This is a genomic window from Streptomyces decoyicus (assembly GCF_019880305.1).
GTDB classification, from domain to species: Bacteria; Actinomycetota; Actinomycetes; order Streptomycetales; family Streptomycetaceae; genus Streptomyces; species Streptomyces decoyicus.
This window is the reverse complement of the sequence record NZ_CP082301.1, coordinates 3,340,441-3,362,418: the sequence shown is the minus strand read 5'-3', so window position 1 is coordinate 3,362,418 and position 21,978 is coordinate 3,340,441. Positions and strand designations below refer to the sequence as shown.

The 21,978-nt window shown below is 70.1% G+C and carries 19 protein-coding genes; 8 read left to right on the top strand and 11 right to left on the bottom strand.

Annotation, left to right across the window (positions count from 1 at the left end):
• Positions 1 to 34 precede the first annotated feature (34 nt).
• Entirely contained in the window at positions 35 to 1,540 is a 1,506-nt protein-coding gene (locus tag K7C20_RS14630; RefSeq protein ID WP_030086428.1) for a peptide MFS transporter, read from the bottom strand.
• A gap of 503 nt (positions 1,541 to 2,043) precedes the next feature.
• On the opposite strand from K7C20_RS14630, the gene K7C20_RS14625 reads away from it, so the two are divergent.
• Together K7C20_RS14625 and K7C20_RS14620 are read left to right on the top strand one after the other, a co-directional pair.
• Entirely contained in the window at positions 2,044 to 2,724 is a 681-nt protein-coding gene (locus K7C20_RS14625) for a response regulator transcription factor (RefSeq protein ID WP_030086430.1), read from the top strand.
• Positions 2,725 to 2,730: 6 nt separating this feature from the next.
• A complete protein-coding gene (locus K7C20_RS14620; RefSeq protein WP_053209709.1) occupies positions 2,731 to 3,978 on the top strand; it encodes an ATP-binding protein in 1,248 nt (415 codons plus the stop codon).
• A gap of 62 nt (positions 3,979 to 4,040) precedes the next feature.
• On the opposite strand, the gene K7C20_RS14615 is transcribed toward K7C20_RS14620, so the two are convergent.
• The gene (locus tag K7C20_RS14615; RefSeq protein ID WP_030086432.1) at positions 4,041 to 4,550 is read right to left on the bottom strand and encodes a GtrA family protein; all 510 of its coding nucleotides are present in this window, start codon (positions 4,548 to 4,550) and stop codon (positions 4,041 to 4,043) included.
• Positions 4,551 to 4,705: 155 nt separating this feature from the next.
• Entirely contained in the window at positions 4,706 to 5,137 is a 432-nt protein-coding gene (locus K7C20_RS14610) for a protease inhibitor I42 family protein (protein WP_245171545.1), read from the bottom strand.
• Between the two features lie 184 nt (positions 5,138 to 5,321).
• Here K7C20_RS14610 and K7C20_RS14605 point away from each other — a divergent pair, with 184 nt between their 5' ends.
• From K7C20_RS14605 to K7C20_RS14595, 3 genes are read left to right on the top strand one after another with little or no spacing between them, the layout of a single operon-like run.
• Positions 5,322 to 6,440: a 5-(carboxyamino)imidazole ribonucleotide synthase gene (locus K7C20_RS14605; RefSeq protein ID WP_030086436.1), complete on the top strand. Its 1,119-nt coding sequence runs from the start codon at positions 5,322 to 5,324 to the stop codon at positions 6,438 to 6,440.
• On the top strand, positions 6,437 to 7,012 hold the full coding sequence (purE, locus tag K7C20_RS14600) for a 5-(carboxyamino)imidazole ribonucleotide mutase (RefSeq protein WP_030086438.1): 576 nt from the start codon (positions 6,437 to 6,439) through the stop codon (positions 7,010 to 7,012). The genes K7C20_RS14605 and purE overlap by 4 nt, the downstream gene beginning before the upstream one ends.
• Positions 7,009 to 8,196, top strand: a complete 1,188-nt coding sequence (locus K7C20_RS14595; protein ID WP_030086440.1) for a dipeptidase — start codon at positions 7,009 to 7,011, stop codon at positions 8,194 to 8,196. The genes purE and K7C20_RS14595 overlap by 4 nt, the downstream gene beginning before the upstream one ends.
• An 18-nt stretch (positions 8,197 to 8,214) precedes the next feature.
• On the opposite strand, the gene K7C20_RS14590 is transcribed toward K7C20_RS14595, so the two are convergent.
• Complete coding sequence (locus tag K7C20_RS14590; protein WP_053209711.1) at positions 8,215 to 8,583, bottom strand: VOC family protein; 369 nt, start codon at positions 8,581 to 8,583, stop codon at positions 8,215 to 8,217.
• A gap of 486 nt (positions 8,584 to 9,069) precedes the next feature.
• A complete protein-coding gene (locus tag K7C20_RS14585; protein WP_030989921.1) occupies positions 9,070 to 10,410 on the bottom strand; it encodes a UDP-glucose dehydrogenase family protein in 1,341 nt (446 codons plus the stop codon).
• Positions 10,411 to 10,665: 255 nt separating this feature from the next.
• On the opposite strand from K7C20_RS14585, the gene K7C20_RS14580 reads away from it, so the two are divergent.
• The gene (locus K7C20_RS14580; protein WP_053209712.1) at positions 10,666 to 11,841 is read left to right on the top strand and encodes an acyl-CoA dehydrogenase family protein; all 1,176 of its coding nucleotides are present in this window, start codon (positions 10,666 to 10,668) and stop codon (positions 11,839 to 11,841) included.
• A 119-nt stretch (positions 11,842 to 11,960) separates the two neighbouring features.
• On the opposite strand, the gene K7C20_RS14575 is transcribed toward K7C20_RS14580, so the two are convergent.
• A complete protein-coding gene (locus tag K7C20_RS14575) occupies positions 11,961 to 13,253 on the bottom strand; it encodes an LCP family protein (RefSeq protein WP_030089462.1) in 1,293 nt (430 codons plus the stop codon).
• Between the two features lie 272 nt (positions 13,254 to 13,525).
• Here K7C20_RS14575 and K7C20_RS14570 point away from each other — a divergent pair, with 272 nt between their 5' ends.
• Positions 13,526 to 14,080: an acyl-CoA thioesterase gene (locus K7C20_RS14570; protein WP_053209713.1), complete on the top strand. Its 555-nt coding sequence runs from the start codon at positions 13,526 to 13,528 to the stop codon at positions 14,078 to 14,080.
• On the opposite strand, the gene K7C20_RS14565 is transcribed toward K7C20_RS14570, so the two are convergent.
• From K7C20_RS14565 to K7C20_RS14555, 3 genes are all read right to left on the bottom strand, one after another.
• Positions 14,031 to 14,612, bottom strand: a complete 582-nt coding sequence (locus tag K7C20_RS14565) for a VanZ family protein (protein ID WP_053209714.1) — start codon at positions 14,610 to 14,612, stop codon at positions 14,031 to 14,033. The two genes, K7C20_RS14570 and K7C20_RS14565, sit on opposite strands and share 50 nt — an antisense overlap.
• A gap of 65 nt (positions 14,613 to 14,677) precedes the next feature.
• Complete coding sequence (locus tag K7C20_RS14560; RefSeq protein WP_053209715.1) at positions 14,678 to 15,187, bottom strand: hypothetical protein; 510 nt, start codon at positions 15,185 to 15,187, stop codon at positions 14,678 to 14,680.
• A gap of 73 nt (positions 15,188 to 15,260) precedes the next feature.
• Complete coding sequence (locus K7C20_RS14555; protein ID WP_053209716.1) at positions 15,261 to 16,742, bottom strand: LCP family protein; 1,482 nt, start codon at positions 16,740 to 16,742, stop codon at positions 15,261 to 15,263.
• 274 nt (positions 16,743 to 17,016) lie between these two features.
• Here K7C20_RS14555 and K7C20_RS14550 point away from each other — a divergent pair, with 274 nt between their 5' ends.
• Positions 17,017 to 18,063, top strand: coding sequence for a glycosyltransferase family 2 protein (locus tag K7C20_RS14550; protein WP_030083547.1), 1,047 nt, complete (start codon positions 17,017 to 17,019; stop codon positions 18,061 to 18,063).
• Positions 18,064 to 18,243: 180 nt separating this feature from the next.
• Here K7C20_RS14550 and K7C20_RS14545 read toward each other — a convergent pair whose 3' ends face one another.
• Positions 18,244 to 19,938, bottom strand: a complete 1,695-nt coding sequence (locus K7C20_RS14545; protein WP_053209717.1) for an LCP family protein — start codon at positions 19,936 to 19,938, stop codon at positions 18,244 to 18,246.
• Between the two features lie 71 nt (positions 19,939 to 20,009).
• Positions 20,010 to 21,761 carry an LCP family protein gene (locus K7C20_RS14540; protein WP_053209718.1) on the bottom strand — a complete coding sequence of 584 codons (1,752 nt, stop codon included), beginning with the start codon at positions 21,759 to 21,761 and terminating at the stop codon, positions 20,010 to 20,012.
• Positions 21,762 to 21,978: the final 217 nt, after the last annotated feature.

The window sequence follows — 21,978 nt, the reverse complement described above, 5'->3', positions numbered from 1 at the left end:
GACGCCCCCTTTCGTTGTCCGGGGCCGGCAGACGTCAGTTGACGCTGCCCATCAGCTCCTTGATCCGCTTGCGGTACATCCAGATGCCGAGGCCGGCGACGACCGCGAAAGCGGCCTCGACGGTGACCGCACCCGAGGTGTTCAGGTCGATGTTCAGCTGCGGCGACGTCAGCAGACCTGACACGGAGTCACCCGCGGTGACCGCGAGGAACCAGACACCCATCATCTGGGAGTTGTACTTGGCGGGCGCCATCTTCGTGGTGACCGACAGGCCGACCGGGGAGAGGCACAGCTCACCGACGGTCTGGATGAAGTAGATCGACACCAGCCACATCGGGCTGACCTTGCCGCCGTCGCCGGCGGTGGCGAACAGCGGCATGAGGAAGACGACGAAGGAGATGCCGATCAGGGTGAGGCTGGACGCGAACTTGACGGCGGTGCTGGGCTCCTTGCCGCGCTTGTTCAACCACAGCCACGCCGAGGCGACCAGCGGGGCGAGCGCCATGATGAAGACCGGGTTCAGCGACTGGTACCAGGACGTCGGGAAGTGGAATCCCAGCAGGTTGTTCGTCGTGGAGTGCTCGCCGAAGATCGACAGGGTCGAGCCGTTCTGGTCGTAGATCATCCAGAAGACGGCGGCGACCACGAAGAACCAGACGTAGCCCGAGAGCTTGGACTGCTCGAGGTCCGTGAGCTCCTTGTCGCGCTTCATGCGGACCAGGACGGCGATCGGGATGACCAGGCCGGCGATGGTGATCGGCATGAGCGCCCAGTCGGCGAAGTTACCGGTCACGCCGAGCAGGGTGTAGAACACGGCCGCGACGATCAGCCAGATCAGGCCCTTGCGCAGCACGGACGCCTTCTCCTGGGCCGTCGCGGGCTGGGCGACGACGCTGCTCTCCGCGCTCAGGTGGCGGGTACCGAGCAGGAACTGGACCAGGCCGAGCGCCATGCCGACGGCGGCGAGCGTGAACCCGAAGTGCCAGTTGACGGACTCGCCGACGGTGCCGATGCTCAACGGGGCCAGGAACGCGCCGAGGTTGATGCCGATGTAGAAGAGCGTGAAGCCACCGTCACGGCGCGGATCCTCCGGGCCGTTGTAGAGGTGGCCGACCATCGTGGAGATGTTCGCCTTCAGCAGGCCGGAGCCGAGCGCGACCAGCACGAGACCGGCGAAGAAGGTCGCTGCGGTCGGCAGGGCGAGTGTGATGTGGCCGGCGATGACGACACCGGCGCCGATGGCGACCGTCTTGCGCGGTCCCCAGAAGCGGTCGGCCACCCAGCCGCCCGGCATGGCGAGCAGATAGACCATCGCCATGTAGACGGAGTAGATCGCCGTGGCCGTGGTGGCCTGCATATGCATGCCGCCGGGCGCGATCAGGTACAGCGGGAGAAGAGCCTTCATGCCGTAGAAGCTGTAGCGCTCCCACATCTCGGTCATGAAGAGCGTGGCCAGTCCGCGGGGGTGGCCGAAGAAGGTCTTGCCGCCGTCCGCAGGGTTCCCCTGCTGGGCCGCGTCCTTCGTCAGGCTGGACGCCATGGATGCTTCCTTGCTGCTACGGGACGCGTTCGCACGCCGTACGCGCCCGGGTTGGGGGGAGTGACCGGTACCGGCGTAACTCCGCCCGCCCCCCACGTCCGGGAGGTTCGGCTCCCCGTGGGGGGTCGGCAGGACGGTCGTACACCGGGATCCACGCCCCCCGTGATACAAGCGCGGTGGAACCGGTCGACAGGTCGATCACTGCGTAGCGGGACTGGTGATTCCAGCCCTGCACACAACGAGGGACCGTTGACGTCAGTGAGAGTCAAAGGTCCCGAAGGTTGAGCGATGGACGTCCTGCCACCATACGTCTCGTCGCACCGACGTTGGGCAGCGTGAGACAACGCTCACACTGCGATGGGGAACTACAGGCGCCCCTCCGTGCGACCGCGCGCTCTCGCGCGCGCCGGCGCTTGTGCAGCTCAGGGTGCAGGAACGGTCCGTCGTCGGCCATCCGCGCTGGTCCGCCCCTCGGCCCGGATGCATCGGACTACCATCGGGCCATGACCCGTGTACTGCTCGCCGAGGATGACGCGTCCATCTCGGAGCCGCTCGCCCGCGCACTGCGCCGCGAGGGTTACGAAGTCGAGGTGCGCGAGGACGGCCCGACGGCGCTCGACGCCGGTCTCCAGGGCAATATCGACCTCGTCGTCCTGGACCTGGGGCTGCCCGGTATGGACGGCTTGGAGGTCGCCCGCCGGCTGCGCAACGAAGGCCATTCCTTCCCCATTCTGGTGCTGACCGCCCGCGCCGACGAGGTGGACACCGTCGTCGGCCTGGACGCCGGCGCCGATGACTACGTCACCAAGCCCTTCCGGCTCGCCGAACTCCTCGCCCGCGTACGGGCCCTGCTGCGCCGCGGCTCCACCGCCGAGCCCCAGCAGCCGCCCGCCACCCACGGCGTACGGATCGACGTCGAGTCGCACCGCGCATGGATGGGGGACGAGGAACTCCAGCTCACGGCCAAGGAGTTCGACCTGCTGCGGGTCCTGGTGCGGGACGCCGGCCGGGTCGTCACCCGTGACCAGCTGATGCGCGAGGTCTGGGACACCACGTGGTGGTCCTCCACGAAGACGCTCGACATGCACATCTCCTGGCTGCGCAAGAAGCTCGGGGACGACGCCGCCAACCCCCGCTACATCGCCACCGTCCGCGGAGTCGGCTTCCGCTTCGAGAAGAGCTAGGGGCCCGTGCGCCGTCGCCTGATCAACTCCACGCTCGCCGTGGTGCTCGTCGTGATCGCCGTCTTCGGCGTCTCGCTCGTCATCGTCGAGACCCGCACCATCCAGGCCGGCGCCCAGGAGAGTGTGGCGTCCGAGGCGGTCCGGCTGGTCGGGATAGTGGAGAGCCGGCTGGGCAGCGGCGAGAAGATCACCCCGGACATCCTCTCCGAGCAGATCACCGCCAAGCGGTACGCGAAGATCAAGGTGCCCGGCAAGGAGCCGATCGAGATCGGCGAGCGGCCCACGGGCGATGTCATCCAGTCGCAGGTGCGCGGCGACCGCGGCGAGTCCGTCACGGTCAAGGCGTCCCGCTCCATGGTCAGTGCGGAGATCGGCCGGACGCTGCTGGTCATTCTGGCCGTGGCGCTGCTGGCGATCGTTGCGGCCGTCATTCTGGCCGTCCGCCAGGGACGCCGGCTGACCGCGCCGCTCACGGACCTCGCCGAGACCGCCGAGCGGCTCGGCTCCGGCGACCCCCGCCCGCGCCACCGCCGCTACGGCGTCCAGGAGCTGGACCGGGTCGCCGATGTGCTGGACGCCAGTGCCGAGCGGATCGCGCGGATGCTGACCGCCGAGCGGCGGCTGGCCGCGGACGCCTCCCACCAGCTGCGGACGCCGCTGACGGCGCTGTCCATGCGGCTGGAGGAGATCACCCTCACCGACGATCCGGACACCGTGAAGGAAGAGGCCACCATCGCGCTGGCGCAGGTGGAGCGGCTGACGGATGTCGTCCAGCGGCTGCTGACCAATTCCCGGGACCCGCGCAGCGGCTCCGCGGTCGCCTTCGACCTCGACGAGGTGGTCAAGCAGCAGATCGAGGAGTGGCGGCCGGCCTACCGCAGTGCGGGGCGGGCCATCGTGCGGTCCGGCAAGAAGGGGTTGCGGGCCGTCGGCACACCGGGCGCGGTCGCCCAGGTGCTGGCCACGCTCATCGAGAACTCGCTGATGCACGGAGACGGGACCGTCGCGCTGCGTACCCGCGTCACCGGCAATCAGGCGGTCGTCGAGGTCACCGACGCCGGTCCGGGGGTTCCGCCGGACCTCGGCTCGCGGGTCTTCGAGCGGACGGTGTCCGGCCGGAACTCCACCGGGCTCGGGCTGGCCGTCGCGCGCGATCTGGCCGAGGCGGACGGCGGGCGGCTGGAACTGCTCCAGCAGCATCCGCCGATCTTTGCGCTGTTCCTGGCCCGGGAAGCCGATTCAGTCGAGGAGTGAGCCCGCGGGACCGGTGCGCCCTGCGGGGCCCGGCTGCCCTGCGGGGCCCGGCGTGCCACTGGCTACTTCCGGGAGGCGCTGCGCGGGCGCTGTGCGCGGTCGGCGAGGAAGGACTCGGCGGTCTCCACGGCTTCCCGCGCGGGCAGCGCACGGAAGACCCAGGTGCGGTAGGACCAGAAGCGGAAGAGCGTGGCGACGCCGATGCCGAGGAACTTGAAGATGTTGCTCTGGAGCGGGCTGTCCCAGTGGAACCCGTACGTCGCGACGTAGAGCAGTCCGTTCTCGATCACCAGGCCGACCGCGCTGAACAGCAGGAAGAGCGTCAGCTCCTTCGTCCGGCCCTGCTTGTCGCGGTCACGGTAGGTGAAGTAGCGGTAGCCCAGATAGTTGGTGCCGGTCGCCACGACCGTCGCGATGATGCTGGCCCGGACGACGGGTACCTCGGTCAGATGCCGCACGAGGTTGAACACCGCGAAGTTCACCACGACACCCGCGCCGCCGACCGCGCCGAACTTCGCCACTTCGCGAACCAGCGCCTCCAGCCTCGACCGCAGCGCGCTCCGTTCACTCATGGTGATCGTTCAGCTCCCGTCGTGGGCGGTGTCCGCGGCCGTCGACCCGGTCCGCTCCCTCATGCTAACCAGGGGCGGAGAGCCGTGCCTGCCATCTGTCCTGTCCGTGCGCAAGGCCTCACGGTCCGAACGGGTCAGCCGAGAGTGACGGCCGATCAGCCGACGGTGACACGGAAGTTGAGGCTGCGGGTGCCCTTCTCGTCGGCCGCGCCGCTGCCGCAGCGCCGGCAGCGCAGCAGCCGTAAGTCCGTACGGCCAGGGTGGACGGCCTCGAAGGAGAGGTAGCGGGCGGTGCCGGAGCCGGTCGGGGGCGGGCCGCCGGTGACCACGCGCCCGCCGGCGGCCTTGAGGACCGAGGGGTCGGGGCGGGGCTCGGCGATGATCCAGTGGTAACCGTCGGCGGGGTCGTCGGCGACCTTCACGCTGAAGCGGTCGCCGGCGGAGACGGTGATCTCGGTGTCGTCCGCGTCATAGACCTTGGGCGCCGATAACTGGCTGAAAACGGAGTACAGGGCGATCAGCAGCGCGGCGATCGCGACGGCGATCACCAGCGTCCTGGAGCCCCTCGATATGCCGCTGTTCTCCATCCGGCCTCCCCTTTGCCGGGCCCGGTCCGGGCACCGGTCCCGCCCCGGACCCGAGAGTAACCGCCGGTTTCGATCTTCAACCGACGATCTTCGAACGTGCGCACTCAGAGGATCATCCAAGCCCGCGTCGGGGCAGCGACGGCATGCAGATACCCTGGGGGGCGTGACGTTCCCGGTAGTCGGCATGGTCGGCGGCGGTCAGCTCGCCCGTATGACCCACGAGGCGGGTATCCCCCTCGGCATCAAATTCAAGCTCCTCAGCGACACCCCGCAGGATTCGGCGGCTCAGGTGGTCGGTGATGTCGTCATTGGCGACTACCGCGACCTGGACACGCTGCGCGCCTTCGCCCGTGGCTGCGATGTGATCACCTTCGATCACGAGCATGTTCCCACCGAGCATTTGCGGGCACTGGAGGCCGACGGGATCCCCGTACGGCCCGGTCCCGATGCGCTGGTGCACGCCCAGGACAAGGGGGTGATGCGGGCGAAGCTGGACGCGATCGGCGTGCCCTGTCCGCGGCACCGCATCGTGTCCGATCCCGCCGATGTCGAGCGGTTCGCGGCGGAGGGTGCGGGGTTCCCCGTGATCCTCAAGACCGTCCGCGGCGGCTATGACGGCAAGGGCGTCTGGGTCGTGCGATCCTCCAAGGAGGCCGCCGAGCCATTCCGCGCCGGGGTGCCCGTCCTTGCGGAGGAAAAGGTCGATTTCGCCCGCGAACTGGCCGCCAACATCGTCCGTTCCCCGCACGGCCAGGCCGTCGCCTACCCGGTCGTGGAGTCCATCCAGGTCGACGGCGTCTGCGACACCGTGATCGCGCCGGCACCCGGCCTCGACCCGGAGCTCGCGGGCCAGGCCCAGGAGCTGGCGCTGCGCATCGCCCAGGAGCTGGACGTGGTCGGTCATCTGGCCGTCGAGCTCTTCGAGACCGCCGACGGCCGCATCCTGGTCAACGAGCTCGCCATGCGCCCGCACAACTCCGGCCACTGGACCCAGGACGGCGCGATCACCTCGCAGTTCGCCAACCACGTCCGTGCCGTGCTCGACCTCCCGCTCGGCGATCCGCGCCCGCGCGCCCGCTGGACGGTCATGGCCAATGTCCTCGGCGGCGACTACCCCGACATGTATTACGCGTACCTCCATTGCATGGCGCGGGACCCGCAGTTGAAGATCCATATGTACGGCAAGGATGTGAAGCCCGGCCGTAAGGTCGGCCACGTCAACACCTACGGCGACGACCTGGCGGATGTGCGCGAGCGCGCCGCGCACGCCGCCGGCTATCTGCGAGGAACGATCACCGAATGACGTCCAGCATGTCGCCCGAGAACGCCGACGCCCCCTCCTCCGCTCCGTCCCCCGTGGTCGGCATCGTCATGGGTTCCGACTCCGACTGGCCCGTCATGGAGGCCGCCGCCCAGGCCCTCGCCGAGTTCGAGATCCCCTACGAGGTCGACGTCGTCTCGGCGCACCGCATGCCGCGCGAGATGATCGCGTACGGAGAGGAAGCGGACGGGCGCGGCCTGAAGGCGATCATCGCGGGCGCCGGCGGCGCGGCCCACCTCCCCGGGATGCTCGCCTCGGTCACCCCGCTGCCGGTCATCGGTGTCCCGGTCCCGCTGAAGTACCTCGACGGGATGGATTCGCTGCTGTCCATCGTGCAGATGCCGGCCGGGGTTCCGGTCGCCACCGTCTCCGTCGGCGGAGCCCGTAACGCCGGGCTGCTGGCCGCCCGCATCCTCGCCACCCAGGACCCCGAACTCCTCGGCCGGATGCGGGAGTTCCAGCAGGAGCTGAACGACCAGGCCACCGAGAAGGGCAAGCGGCTGCGCAACAAGGTCGCCTCCCCGGCCGGCTTCGGCTTCGGGGGCGGCAAGTGAGCTCCTCCCGGGACGCCGCCCGGGATCTGCTCGCCCGCTGGCCCGTCGTCGACGGCCACAACGACCTGCCGTGGGCCCTGCGCGAGCAGGTCCGCTACGACCTCGACCGGCGCGATATCGCCGCCGACCAGTCCGCGCACCTCCACACCGACCTGCCGCGGCTGCGGGCCGGCGGCGTGGGCGCGCAGTTCTGGTCGGTGTACGTACGCGCCGACTACGCGGGCGACAAGGCCGTCAGCGCGACCCTCGAACAGATCGATGTGGTGCGGGAACTGGTCGCCCGCCACCCCGACGCGCTGCGCCTCGCGTTCACCGCCGACGACATGGAGGCGGCCCGGGACGAGAGCCGGATCGCGTCCCTCATGGGCGCCGAGGGCGGCCACTCCATCCACAACTCGCTGGCCACCCTGCGTGCGCTGCACCGGCTGGGCGTGCGCTATATGACGCTCACCCACAACGACACCCTCGACTGGGCGGACTCCGCGACCGACGAGCCGCGCCACCACGGCCTGTCGGCCTTCGGTGAGGAGGTCGTCCGCGAGATGAACCGCTGCGGGATGCTGGTCGACCTCTCGCATGTCTCGGCCGACACCATGCGCGACGCGCTGCGCGTCAGCACCGCGCCGGTGATCTTCTCGCACTCCTCCGCGCGGGCCGTCTGCGACCACCCGCGCAACATCCCCGACGACGTGCTGGCGCAGCTGCCCGCCAACGGGGGTGTCGCGATGGCCACCTTCGTGCCGAAGTTCGTGCTGCCCGCGGCCGTCGAGTGGACGCTGCGCGCCGACGAGAACATGCGGGCCCACGGTCTGCACCACCTCGACACCACCGAGGCGGGCATGCGGGTCCAGCGGGACTTCGAAGCCGCGCACCCCCGCCCGATGGCCACCGCGGCCACGGTCGCCGATCACCTCGACCACATGCGTGAGGTCGCCGGTGTCGACCACATCGGTATCGGCGGCGACTTCGACGGCACCGCCTTCACCCCGGCCGATCTGGCCGATGTCGCCGGCTACCCGAACCTGATCGCCGAGCTGCTGGACCGCAAGTGGTCCGAGGCCGACCTGGCCAAGCTCACCTGGCAGAACGCCGTCCGCACGCTGCGCGCCGCCGAGGACGTGGCGCGCGCCGAGCAGCGGCGGCGCGGACCGTCCCACGCGACGATCGAGCAGCTGGACGGCTGACGCACCGGGCCGGGGCCCTCACCTCAGACAGAGGCAGAACGGGTGCCCGGCCGGGTCGAGATAGACCCGCCAGTCGCGTTTCCCGTCGTCGTGCTGGACGAGCTTGGCGCCCAGCGCGACGATCTTGCGCTCGGCCTCGTCGATCTTCGCTCGCGGTACGTCGAAGTCGAGGTGCAGCTGCTGCGGCACGTCCTGGCCGGGCCACTGCGGCGGCCGGTAGTCCGCCACCCGCTGGAAGGCGAGGGCCCGGCCGTCCGGTCCGGCGACCTCGACCCATTCGTCGTCCCCTCCGGTCACCTGCCAGCCGAGCACCCCGGCGTAGAAACCGGCGAGCGCATGCGGGTCGGGACAGTCCAGTGCGACGACGCCGAGTGTGATGAGGCTCATGCCGTCACGATAGCTGCGCCTGGGGTGGCTTCCCGCGTTTTTGGCTTTCCCGCCGTGGGGCTTGCGGCGCCGCGTACGTCTTTGGCTGTCCCGCCGTGGTCCGTCCCGCCGTTGCGCCTGCGGCGGGCGTGGTGTTGTCGGGTGCGGTGCCGCTCCTCCGGACTTCGTCCTGCGGCGCGGCCCCTCCCGTGGGTGGGTAGGAGAAGGGGCCGGTGGGGGCGAAGTTGAAAGATCAGGCGCGCCCTGTGGACGTATCAACGGGGAAGCGGGACAGACGGCGCCCGCCCCCGCTCACCTCTCCACCCACCCACGGGAGGGGACGGACCGAAGGACGAAGTCCGTAGGGCCGTCACCGCACCCGGCAAACCCACGCCCGCCGCAGGCGCAACGGCGAACCACCACCACGGCGGGGCAGCCGGAAACGTGGGCCGGAAGCAAAGCGCGCAACGGCGAGCCCCGTGGCGGGAAAGCCAGGTACGTGGGGAACTAGGCGCGCGGGCGCCCCAGCGCCCGATATGTCCAGCCCGCCTTGCGCCACAGCTCCGGGTCGAGGGCGTTGCGGCCGTCCAGGATGCGGCGTTCGGCGACGACGTCGCCCAATGCGGCCGGGTCCAGCTCGCGGAACTCGCGCCACTCCGTCAGATGCAGCACCACGTCCGCGCCACGCACCGCCTCCAGCGCGCTGTCCGCGTACGCCAGCGTCGGGAAGAGCCGCCGGGCGTTCTCCATGCCCTTGGGGTCGTACACCGTCACCTGGCCGCCCTGGAGGTGGATCTGGCCGGCGACATTGAGCGCGGGGGAGTCCCGGACGTCGTCCGAGTCCGGCTTGAAGGTCGCTCCCAGAACGGCGACCCGCTTGCCGAGGAAGCCGCCGCCGACCGCGTCCCGGGTCAGCTCGACCATGTGACCGCGGCGCCGCATGTTGATCGAGTCGATCTCGCGCAGGAACGTCAGCGCCTGGTCGGCGCCCAGCTCACCGGCGCGCGCCATGAAGGCCCGCAGGTCCTTGGGCAGGCAGCCGCCGCCGAAGCCGATCCCGGCCCGCAGGAACTTCTTGCCGATCCGGTCGTCGTGCCCGATGGCCTCGGCCAGCTTCACCACATCGCCGTCGGCCGCCTCGCAGACCTCCGCCATGGCGTTGATGAAGGAGATCTTCGTCGCCAGGAAGGAGTTGGCGGAGGTCTTCACCAGCTCGGACGTCGGGTAGTCCATGACGATGAACGGCGAGCCCTCGGCGATCGGGGCGGCATACACCTCGCGCAGCAGCTCCTCGGCCCGCTCACCGGCCACGCCCACGACGATCCGGTCCGGGTGCAGGGTGTCCTTGACGGCGAACCCCTCGCGCAGGAACTCCGGGTTCCAGGCCAGCTCGGCGGCGGCGCCCGCCGGGGCGGCCGCGGCCAGCCGCTCGGCGAGCCGGGCCGCGCTGCCGACCGGCACCGTCGACTTGCCGACCACCAGCGCGGGCCGGGTCAGATACGGCGCCAGCGAGTCGAAGGCGGTCTCCACGTACGACATGTCACAGGCGTACTCGCCGTGCTTCTGCGGAGTGTTCACGCAGACGAAGTGGACATCGCCGAAGGCCCCGGCCTCCTCGTAGGAGGTGGTGAAGCGCAGCCGGCCGGTCGACCCCTCGATCCCGTCGACATGGCGGCGCAGCAGCTCCTCCAGGCCGGGCTCGTACATCGGGACCTCGCCCCGCTGAAGCATCTCGATCTTCTCGGGGACCACGTCCAGCCCCAGCACCTCGAACCCCAGCTCGGCCATGGCCGCGGCGTGGGTCGCGCCGAGGTAGCCGGTGCCGATCACGGTGATCTTGAGGGCCATGGATGCTCCAAACAGGCAGTGCGGCGCGGGGCGCCGGCGTCGAGGGGCGGGGTCGGGTGACGGGACGGGGGAAAACGGCGCTGACCGAGCATAGTCGGGCCCGGTAGGGGCTCCGCCGGGCCGTGGCGGGCAGCTCTGTAACTGTCGGCAACCTCACGTATCCGCAGGCCCGGTCAGGCCCCTAGAATCCGGAGAGGTAAAGGGTTACTTAACGGTAGTTAGCACTGCCGACAGCTCACAGGGGAGTGAGAAAGCGTGGCGGGAACCGCTGATTTCGATCTGTACCGGCCGTCCGAGGAGCACGACATGCTCCGCGAGTCGGTGCGCTCGCTCGCCGAGGCGAAAATCGCGCCGTTCGCCGCCGCGGTGGACGAGGAGGCCCGCTTCCCCCAGGAGGCGCTCGACGCGCTGGTCGCCAACGACCTGCACGCCGTCCACGTACCGGAGGCCTACGGCGGTGCCGGCGCCGATGCGCTGGCGACCGTCATCGTCATCGAGGAGGTCGCCCGCGTCTGCGGCTCGTCCTCTCTCATACCGGCGGTCAACAAGCTCGGCTCGCTGCCGGTGATCCTCTCCGGCTCCGAGGAGCTGAAGGCGAAGTACCTGGGCCCGCTGGCCAAGGGCGACACGATGTTCTCGTACTGCCTGAGCGAGCCGGACGCCGGATCCGACGCGGCGGGCATGAAGACCAAGGCCGTCCGCGACGGTGACCACTACATCCTCAACGGCGTCAAGCGCTGGATCACCAACGCCGGCGTCAGCGACTCCTACACGGTGATGGCCGTCACCGACCCGGAGAAGCGCTCCAAGGGCATCTCGGCCTTCGTCGTCGAGAAGGGCGACGAGGGCGTCTCCTTCGGCGCCCCGGAGAAGAAGCTCGGCATCAAGGGGTCCCCGACCCGCGAGGTCTACCTCGACAACGTCCGGATCCCCGCCGACCGCATGATCGGCGCGGAGGGCACCGGCTTCGCCACCGCCATGAAGACCCTGGACCACACCCGCATCACCATCGCGGCCCAGGCGCTCGGCATCGCCCAGGGTGCCCTGGACTACGCCAAGGGCTATGTCCAGGAGCGCAAGCAGTTCGGCAAGCCGATCGGTGACTTCCAGGGCGTCCAGTTCATGCTCGCCGACATGGCCATGAAGGTGGAGGCGGCCCGGCAGCTCACCTACGCCGCGGCGGCCAAGTCCGAGCGGATCTCCGCCGGCGGCAAGGGCGAGGACCTGACGTTCTTCGGCGCCGCGGCCAAGTGCTACGCCTCGGACGCCGCCATGGAGATCACCACGGACGCCGTCCAGCTGCTCGGCGGCTACGGCTACACCCGTGACTACCCGGTCGAGCGGATGATGCGGGACGCCAAGATCACGCAGATCTACGAGGGCACCAACCAGGTGCAGCGGATCGTGATGGCGCGCAACCTGCCGCAGTAAGCAGCGCAACCTGCCGCAGTAAGCAGGCGCGGGCACGGAAAGAGCACGGAAGAGCACAGCAGAGGGGCCCCGGACCGCAGTGGCGGTCCGGGGCCCCTCTTGGTGCGGTGGGCCGCCGGTCAGTTGCCGGAGACCGTGACCTTCTCGTCGTTGTTCAGCTGCTGGACCAGCTGCCGGAGCTTGGCCTTGTCCCAGACCAGGTTGCCGCCGGTGCTGCCGGAGATCGGCATGTTCATCGACTTGCCCTCGCCGCCGGTCACGCCCTTCATCGCGAAGAACATGTTGCCCAGGGACCACAGGCCCATGTCCTTGTCGACGATGAGGGTGTCCAGGCCGGCGCTCATCGTCGGGTAGAGCTTGAACGGGTTGAGGACGGTGCCGGGGGTGGCGGTCTGGCTGGCCAGGGTCGCCAGGAACTTCTGCTGGTTCTTCGTCCGGTCCAGGTCCTGTCCGGCGAAGGCGTGCCGGGTCCGGACGAAGGCGAGCGCCTGCTGGCCGTTGAGCGTCTGCTTGCCGGCCGGGAAGTCGGCGCCGGAGCTCTTGTCCTTGAACGCCTTGGGGATGTCCATCTCGACGCCGCCGATGGCGTCCACGATGTTGGCGAAGCCGGCGAAGCCGATCTCGACGTAGTGGTCGATGTGCAGCTTGGTGTTGAACTCCACGGTGCGCACCAGCAGCTCGGGGCCGTCCTCGGCGTACGCCGCGTTGAGCTTGGTGTGCCGCCCGGTGCCCGGGTACTTCTTGCCGGAGTCCGAGCCGACGAACGAGGGTATTTCCACGTCCGAGTCACGCGGCAGGGATATCAGCGTCGGGCCGTTGCTGCCGTCGTGCAGGATCATCATCGAGTCGGTGCGTTTGCCCTCGGCGGAGCCGGTGTGCAGCTTCTGCTTGTCCGCGGCGGACATGCCCTCGCGGCTGTCCGAGCCGACGATCAGGTAGTTCGTGCCGTCGCCCGTCACGGGCCGGTCGATGACCTTGCTCAGGTCCACCTTGCGGCGGAGCTTGCCGTCGGCCCAGAAGTAGGTGGCCACCGAGGTGACCGCCAGCACGGCGACCAGGGTGATGACCGTCCACTTGATGCGCTTGCCCCAGCGGGGGCGCGGCCGGCCGCCGCGGCCGGGACCGTCGCCGTAGCCGTCACCGCCGCCACGGCCGCCGCCGTAGACCTGGCCGGTGTTGTAACCGTCGTCGTATGCGTCGTCGTAGCCCTGGGACTGCTGCGGCGGCACGGTCGCGCCCCGGCGCGGGGACATCGACGGCGGCAGCGGAGGCTCGTGCCGCTGATAGCCGGGGCCCGCGTCGCGCTGCACCCGTGGCATCGCGCGCGCACCCTCCGGCTCGGCACTGCCGCTGCCGTGTCCGTACCGGTTGCCGCTCTGGTCGCCGGACCACCCATTGGGCCACTCATTCATACGGGGAAGTGTGCATGCCGCAGAGGGATACTCCATAGAGCGGGTGCCGGATCGGGGCATGGCTGTTGCAGAGCTGATGCAAAGCTACGGCGGCCTTCCGCCGCATACCGCAAGCGGCCGTGACCATTCCGACCTGCATGAATGGAAGCAACCATTCCGGATGGTTTCCGGCGAGGGGTGTGAGACCTGTGTCACGGACCTGCGCAAACGGCGAGACCAGTTTCACGATCGGCGCGGGTCGGTGCCCTTCGGTCGACACTTAGGCTGGCTGCATGACCGAACTCGTCACCGACAACCCCGAGGGCGAGGTTGTGGGCAAGCCCACGTCCGTATCCCGCATCACGCTCAGCCACATCATGACGGCCGGTGACACGAACCTGCTGGGCACGGTGCACGGCGGCGTGATCATGAAGCTCGTCGACGATGCGGCGGGCGCCGTGGCCGGACGCCACTCCGGCGGGCCCGCCGTGACCGCCTCCATGGACGAGATGGCCTTCCTCGAACCCGTCCGGATCGGCGACCTCGTGCATGTACGCGCCCAGGTCAACTGGACCGGCCGCTCCTCGATGGAGGTCGGCGTACGAGTCCTGGCCGAGCGCTGGAACGAATCCCTCCCGCCCCAGCAGGTCGGTTCCGCCTACCTCGTCTTCGCCGCCGTCGACGAGCAGGGCAAGCCGCGCCGGGTGCCGCAGGTGCTCCCCGAGACCGAGCGGGACAAGCGCCGCTACCAGGAGGCGCAGATCCGCCGGACGCACCGCCTCGCCCGGCGCCGCGCGATCATGGAGCTGCGCGAACGGCGCGCCGCGGAAGGCCTCGACGACGCATAGCGGCGACCGCCAGCTGCCCGAGCAGCGCCAGTCCCGATCCGACGACCGTGCCGGCCGCCGCGCAGATCACATCGTCGATATCGGCGATCCGGCCGGCCCGCATCAGCACCTGCGCCGTCTCGGTGACCAGACACAGGCCCACGCCCAGCAGGAACGCCACGGCGGCCGACGCGCGCGGCGCCGCGAACCTCAGCAGCAGCGATACGGGCACGAACAGCGCGGCATCGGCGACCTGCCGCCGCATCAGCATCGTCAGCTCCCCGGGCTCCAGCTGGGCCCCCAGATCGAACAGCCCCTCGCCGGGCCGCCACCACACCGTCGCGTCCGTGGAGCCGATCGGCTGGCTCGGCGCGAGCGTCACCACCAGGAGCAGCAGCAGCCACCCGGCGAGCGCCGTCCGGGCCGCGGTGCGCGGCGCGGCGCTGCCGGGGGTGAGCGCCGTCCACTGGGCGAGCGCCATGGCCACCGCCAGGGACAGAACCAGGAAGAGCGCCACCGTGGTGGGGGTGACGCCCAGCACAACCTGCCACACGATGCGCCCCTTTCAGGAAATCCGGAACATCCGGAACATTCGGAGCGTGAAGAACATGCGGGACATCAGCTGCAGCTCCACTTGGTGACATAGACCGTCTCGCCGCGCTCCATGACGCCCCGGATGCATTCGTCCGCGAGCATCTCCACCCGGCCGCTCAGCACGACGGTGCCGCCCTGTGTCCGCCGGGTGCCGAACCAGCCCGGGAAGGCGGTGATCCGGTCGTTCTTGCGCTGATACCCGAGCCGCACGGTGATCGCCTCCCGGCCGCCCGCCCGCCGGTCGCCCGCCACCGGCCCGGCAGAAGTCGCTTCGCGGCGCTCTGACGCGCCGTACCGCCGGTAGGTCGCGGTGTACGTACCGTCGGCCCCCACCGGACCGCGCAGACACAGCTGACCGCGCACCAGGTCCCCGCAGCCGGTCGGCTCGGTGGGAGCCGCCGGTGCCGCGGCGGCGGTGGCCGCGACCAGGCACATCGCCGCGATGGCCACCGCGATCCGGCGTGCGTCGCGACGTGGGTCCGGGCGGCGAGCGGGCGGCCTGGCCGCGGTGCGACGGGGCGCGGGGACACTCATGCCGCCCCCTCGCTCCGCTCGTCCTCGCATTCGCGAGGCGCGCCCCCTTCAACGATGAGCTCGCTGCGTTCGTTCATGGGCACACAGCCTCGTCGCCGGTGATCGCCGAGATCCCGCCCGGCTTCTGCGGCGGCGCCTCGGCCCGTACCCGCTGCACCGCCTGCCGGACCCGGCCGACCGTCACCTGCATCACCGGCCCCCGCCCGGCCGCCGGGCGCAGCTCGGCGCCGGGCAGCGCGACGGCCAGCGAGCGGGCCGAACGGTCCCAGCGCGGGTCGTAGGCGATGACCGTACGGGGCGGCGTGCCGGGAGAGGAGCCGGCGGCAGGGGCGGCGGTGGCGGGGGTGGCGGCGGGGGAGGCGAAGCCGGTGGCGCGCAGGGCCCTGGTCACCGTGGCGGCCGGGCCGGGCCGGTCGCCGCCGTCGCCGACCTGTACCTGGACCTGTCCCGGCGGTACGTCCACGACCCTCGCCGGCGGCTCCTTGCGGTCCCGGTGCACCGCGATCGGCTTGTCCTCGCGGATCGCCTGGAAGAGCTTCGGTGCCTGCACCGGATCCCACCGCACGGTCGAGCCGACCCCCGGCACCGGCTGGGCCACCTCACCCAGGGGTACGGAGGTGAACTCCGAGGACGAGGGGGTGAAGCCACGCATGGCCTGCCCGAGATCGACCAGGTCATTGGCCGCGAAGCCCGAGTCGGCCCGTACCGACTTGAGCATCGTGTCGGCGACATCCCTGAAGCGGATCGGGTTCATCAGCACTCCGGAGGAGGTGATCTTGTGAATGAGGGCGGCCAGGAAACGCTGCTGGCGCTGCATCCGGCCGAGGTCGGCGGACCCGTCGATATGCCGTGAGCGCACGTACTGGAGCGCCTGGCCGCCGTTGAGCTTCGACTTGCCGACCGGCAGATCCAGGCCCGTATAGCTGTCGCGCAGCGGCCGTACGGTGCAGATATCGACCCCGCCGACCGCGTCCACGCTGCGCATGAAGCTGGTGAAGTCGACCTCCAGGTAGTGGTCGATATGCACCCCCGTCATGTGCTCGACGGTCCGCACGGTCAGGCTGGGGCCGCCCTCGGCGTACGCCGCGTTCAGCTTGATGGCGTGCTTCGCGCGCTGCCCGCCGGTCACCGCGTCCGTATGCGCGGGGACCTCGGCATAGGAGTCGCGGGGGAGGCTGACGACGCTGGCGCGGTCCCGGTCGGCGGAGAGGTGCACCAGCATCAGGGTGTCGGTGCAGTGACAGGGCGCGCCGCCCAGGTGGTACTTCTGCTTCTCGCCGGGGGTGAGCTTGTCGCGCCCGTCCGTGCCGACGACCAGGAAGTTCAGGCCGTCGCCGCCCCCGGGCCGGTCGCTCATGCCCTTGAAGGCGTCCACCCGGCCGATACCGCTCTCCACACCGGTGACCACGGCGTGCCCGACGCCGCTCGCGGCCAGCACCACCACGGACGTGACGGCGCCGATCCGCAGCCCCCAGCGCGGGCCCGGCGGTCGCCGGCGCGGGCCGGGCCGGGCCCGGCGCCTGGCCGGACGGGGGGAGCGGAACGGCGCGGTCACGGGGGACACCTCCGCGGCTGGACGGGCGTGATCGGTGCCCGGCGGGGGGAGCGGATCAGGGCGGGCAGGGGACAATCAGGGGCGAATACGGCGAGAGCAATGTAAGTCCATATGATCGGATGCAAAGCGCCACACGCCGGGCATCCATTTCTGGCCCACCCGGCTGCGTCCGACGCCGTCCCCCATTCGCGGTAACGTGGGCGCGATTCTGCAGTCTCCCGGCGAGCGCTGCCGTCGCTGGCGGCTCCGCCGCGGGCCGTACCCCTGAGGAACCATGCCGCAGCAGCAGCCCCCGGCCGTCTCCGTGATCATGCCGGTGCTCAATGAGGAACGACACCTGCGCAACTCGGTCCGGCACATCCTGGAGCAGGAGTACGCCGGCGAGATGGAGGTGGTGATCGCCCTCGGCCCGTCCACGGACCGTACGGACGAGATCGCCGCCGAGCTCGTCGCCGAGGATGCCCGGGTGCACACGGTGCCGAACCCCACCGGCCGTACCCCCGCCGCGCTGAACGCCGCGATCAAGGCGTCCCGGCATCCGATCGTGGTCCGCGTCGACGGCCACGGCATGCTCTCGCCGAACTACATCGCCACCGCCGTGCGCCTCCTGGAGGAGACCGGCGCCGCGAACGTCGGCGGCATCATGCACGCCGAGGGGGAGAACGCGTGGGAGGACGCGGTCGCCGCCGCGATGACCTCCAAGATCGGTGTGGGCAATGCCGCCTTCCATACGGGCGGGCAGGCCGGCCCCGCCGAGACCGTCTTCCTCGGCGTCTTCCGCCGCGAGGTGCTGGAGCAGCAGGGCGGCTACAACGAGGAGTTCATCCGCGCCCAGGACTGGGAGCTGAACTTCCGTATCCGTGAGGCCGGCGGGCAGATCTGGTTCTCGCCCGAGCTGCGGGTGCAGTACCGCCCGCGGCCGAGCGTCAAGGCGCTGGCCAAGCAGTACAAGGACTACGGCAAGTGGCGCCATGTCGTCGCCCGTTACCACGCCGGTTCGATCAACCTGCGCTATCTCGCGCCGCCGACCGCGGTGTGCGCCATCGCGGCGGGCCTGGTGGTCGGCGCGGCGGTCACCCCCTGGGGCCTGGTCGTGCCGGCCGGCTATCTCGCGGCCATCACCGCGGGGTCGTTGCCCGCCGGCAAGGGCCTGTCCCTCAAGGCCCGCGCCCAGATCCCCCTCGCCCTCGCCACCATGCACCTGACCTGGGGCATCGGCTTCCTGACCAGCCCCCGCTCCCTCGCCAAGAAGGTCATCGCCAGCCGCCGCCCAGCGGTCATGCCCCCGGCGGCCGGGGCGGAGCGGGCCGGGGCGGAGTAGGTCAAGGCCGAGCAGGCCGGGGCGGAGCGGGCCGGGGCGGAGTAGGCCGGGCGCTGCGGCAAACCTCCCCTCTACACCCGCCCACCCCCCGAAGGGGGGTGGGCGGCGGGGGAAAAACCAACAGGGCCGCCGGCAGCCCCAGTAGGTGCCGGCCCTGGAAGGCCGGCCAAGGCGCTGGCCCTAGAAGGTGTACTGCGGATTCACCTTCATGCAGGCCTTGGAGTCCTCGCCGTTGAGCGCATCCGCGCTGTCCGGCGCCTTGTCGGTGGCCTTTTCTTCGCCCGACTTCTTCGGGTACGCCGAGCCGTTGCGCCAGTCGTTGCCGACCACCAGCCGCATCCCGGTGGCCGAACTGGACTCCCGGACCGCGCTCTTGGGCAGTCCGAGCGCCTTCGCCAGCGCCAGGGCGTCGCCGCGCTGCCCCTTGTCCCGGTACGTGAGGGTGGTGTCGGCCTGGGTGGTGAGCGCGGAGTCGGTGCCGGCCGCGGCGTAGCCGAGGCCGGACAGCCGCTGCTGGACGACCGCAGCGCGGCCGGAGACCGGGCCGTTCACCGTGCTGTTGGTGCCGTTCTGCACCACAACCTTCAGCCGGCCCTTGGGAGTCGACGGCTCGGGGTCCGGCGTCGCCTTCTTCTTCTTGTCCTTGCCGTCCAGGGCGGTGTCGTTGCGCAGCAGCCCGAAGGTCGCCTCCGCGTCGCCGGGCTTGGGCATCACATACGCCTCGTCGGCGCTGTACTGCCAGGGCATGGTGACCATCGTGATGCGCTTGGTCGGCACCCGGCTGAGGTCGCCGCCCAAGTCGTAGAGCTTCTTGACGGTGTCGAGGCCGTCGTCGACGGTCAGCGCCTTGGTAGCGGCCTCCGCCAGGTCACGCAGCTGCCCCGGGTTGGAGAGCTTGGTGCCCTTCTTCAGCTGACGGACCATCGAGTTCATGTACATGTGCTGGGCCTTGGCCCGGCCGATGTCGGTGTTGTCCTCGAAGCCGTAGCGGGTACGCAGCCACTGGAGCGCCTGCACGCCCTTGACGGGATGGGTGCCCTTCTCCATCCGCAGCCCGCTGCCGTGGCCCTTGCTGTCGTGCGAGTAGACGTTCTTGTCGACGCAGACCGGGACGCCGCCGATGGCGTCCGCCATGTCCACCACGCCGGAGAAGTCGACCATCATGAAGTGGTCGACGTAGATGCCGGTCAGCTCCTGCCAGGTGGCGAGCGTGCAGCCCGGACCGCCGTGCTGGAGCGACTCGTTGATGGCCGCGGAGGTCTGCGGATAGATCTTGTGGGTCTTCGGGTCGGTGCACTCCGGGATCGTCACCCGGGTGTCCCGGGGTATGGAGACCACCGACATGTTGCTGCGGTCGGCGGAGACATGCAGCAGCATCTGCACATCGGCGAGCGGTTTGCGGTCCGCGTCCTGCCGGGCGCCGCCGAGCTCGATGTTCTTCTTGCTGTTCCGGCCGTCCGAGCCCAGCAGCAGGATGTTCAGCGGGCTCTGCCCGAAGGCATTGGGGTCCGGTTTCTTCAGACCGCCCCCGCCCAATGACCTCGGTGCCTTGCGGAGGTTCGCGTTGAGGTGCTCGTAGTACCAGTATCCGGCGCCCGCGCCGCCCACTATCAGGACGGCGACGGTGAGGGCGGTCCAGCGCAGCACCTTGCGGCCCTTGCCGCCGCGCGGCCGGCCCCCTTTGCGGTGCCCGCCCCCCTCGGCGGGCTCGTCCCCGTCACCGGAGGGCACGGCACCGCCCGCGGGGGGCGTCCAGCCGGGTGCGTCCGGCGGCAGTCCCTGGTCCTGGTACGGACCGTCGTCCCAGTCCGGCTCCTGTGCATCCGGCTGGCGTCGCCGGCGTGATCGGTCACCACGCACACTGCTCTGCCGCATTGGGCTCTCTCCCCGTTTTCGGTCCGGTGGTGCGCTCGGCGCCTCCGCGGGGCGGCCGGATCCCGCTCAGGTCACTTCGCGCAGACGTTCTTGTCATCTGCATTGACGTTCTGCACCCCGTCCGGGGTTTCGGTCGGCGCCTCGATCGGCGAGCCCGGTGCCTTGAAGTCCTTGCCGAGGGTGAGCTTCATCGGTACGCGGTCACCGGTGTTCTGCGAGGACTTCTTCAGCGCGCTCTTGGGCAGCCCCATCCAGTCGGCCAGGGTGGCGGCCTGGTCGGCCTGGTTGGGCGCGTATTCGAGGCGGGTGGCGGCCAGCTTCGCCGGCGCGTTGCCGGCGTTGGTGGAGAGCTTGGCGGCCTTGGTGTTCTGGAGCCAGTCCACGGTCTCCTGGGCCGAGCCGATCGGCCCGCCGCCGTTGGTGACGTCGACCCGCACCTGCTCGGGCGGAGCCTTCTTCGCCGGAGCGGACTTCTTGCCCTTGCCCTTCTTGCCCTTGGCCAGCGCGTGGTCCGCTCGCACCATCGCGAACAGCGGGTCCGCCGCGGTCTTGTTGAGAATGACGGTGGCCGGGTCGTCGGGGTTGTCCAGCACCGGCACCGTGGCGAAGGTGACCTTGTCGATGTCGACCTTCTTGAGGTCGGTACCAAAGTCCAGCAGCTTGTTCGCGCTGCCGATACCGGTGTCGACGGTGAGTGCCTTGGTGGCCGCCTGGCTGACGTCGTAGAGCTTGCCGGGGCTGCTGAAGGCGCTGGACTTCAGCTTGCGGATCAGCGAGCTGAGGAACTGCTGCTGCATCTTGATCCGGTCGAGGTCGCTGCCGAAGCCGATGGCGTGCCGGGTACGGACGAAGGCCAGTGCCTGCTCGCCCTTGACGATGTGCCGGCCGGCCTTCAACTTCAGGTGCGACTTGGGGTCGTTGAGGTCCTTGCCCGCACACACCTCGACGCCGTCGACCGCGGTGGACAGCGACTTGACCGCATTGAAGTCGGCCATCATGAAGTGGTTTATCTTCAGGCCGGTCAGCTTCTCGACGGTGCGCCAGGTGCAGCCGGGGTCCCGGCCCTCCTGGCCCAGGCTGGTGTTGAAGCGCACCCCGCGCTCGCCGGGGATGTTCTTCGTCGAACCGTCCTTCTGCTTCGTCGGGCAGTTCGGGATGTCGGTGATCATGTCGCGCGGGATGCTCAGCGCGGTGGCGTTCGACCGGTCCTTGGAGATGTGCATCAGGATCGTGGTGTCCGCGTGGCCCACGCTGCCGGCGTCGCCGTAGCCGGAGTTGCCCTTCCCGGAGCGGGCGTCCGTGCCGATGATGAGGACGTTGACCGGGCCGTCGGAGACCGCGTCGTTCTCCACGCCGACGTCGACCTTGGAGATGTTCCCGTTCAGCTGCTGGTAGAGGTAGAACGCGCCACCGCAGCCGGCGACGAGGACGAAGCCCACCACACCGGCCGTCCAGTACAGCACCTTCTGCTTGCCGGACTTCTTCGGCTTGCGCTTACGACGGCTGGCCGGAGCCGCCGCCGCTGCCGCCGCACGGCTGCCGGCCGCCCGGCGCGATGCCCGGCCGCCGCCCGGGCGCTCGTCGGCGTCGGCACTCTCGTCCCCGCGCGCACGCTGGGTCGGCAGCGGCCGGGTGTCGGTGTCGCCGCCGGACTTGCCCGCGGCGCGTCTGGAGCCGGCCGTCTTGCGGTCGGCGGGGCGAGCGGGGGCTTGACCTGCATGGTCAAGCCGCAGCTCGTAGTTGCCGGTGTTCGGGTCGAACACCCACTGATCGGCGGGATCGACATTGTTGTCGCCCGCCCGCCCACGGCCTTGCGCGTCCACGGTGCCTTGAGTCCTCCGTCGGTGCCACGCGGCGCCATCCCCTCAAGGCGCTCGGTCGGTCGATCGTGCATTGCATGGTTCATCGGTCAGCTGGTCCTGCGACCGGATCGCTCACACTATCCGCCCAGTTCAGCGCCCCGCGACGCTCGTGACAAATTCCACTTGCCTACAACTGGGCAATCCGCCCAATCCATTCGAGTCACCGGCTGTACTTTGC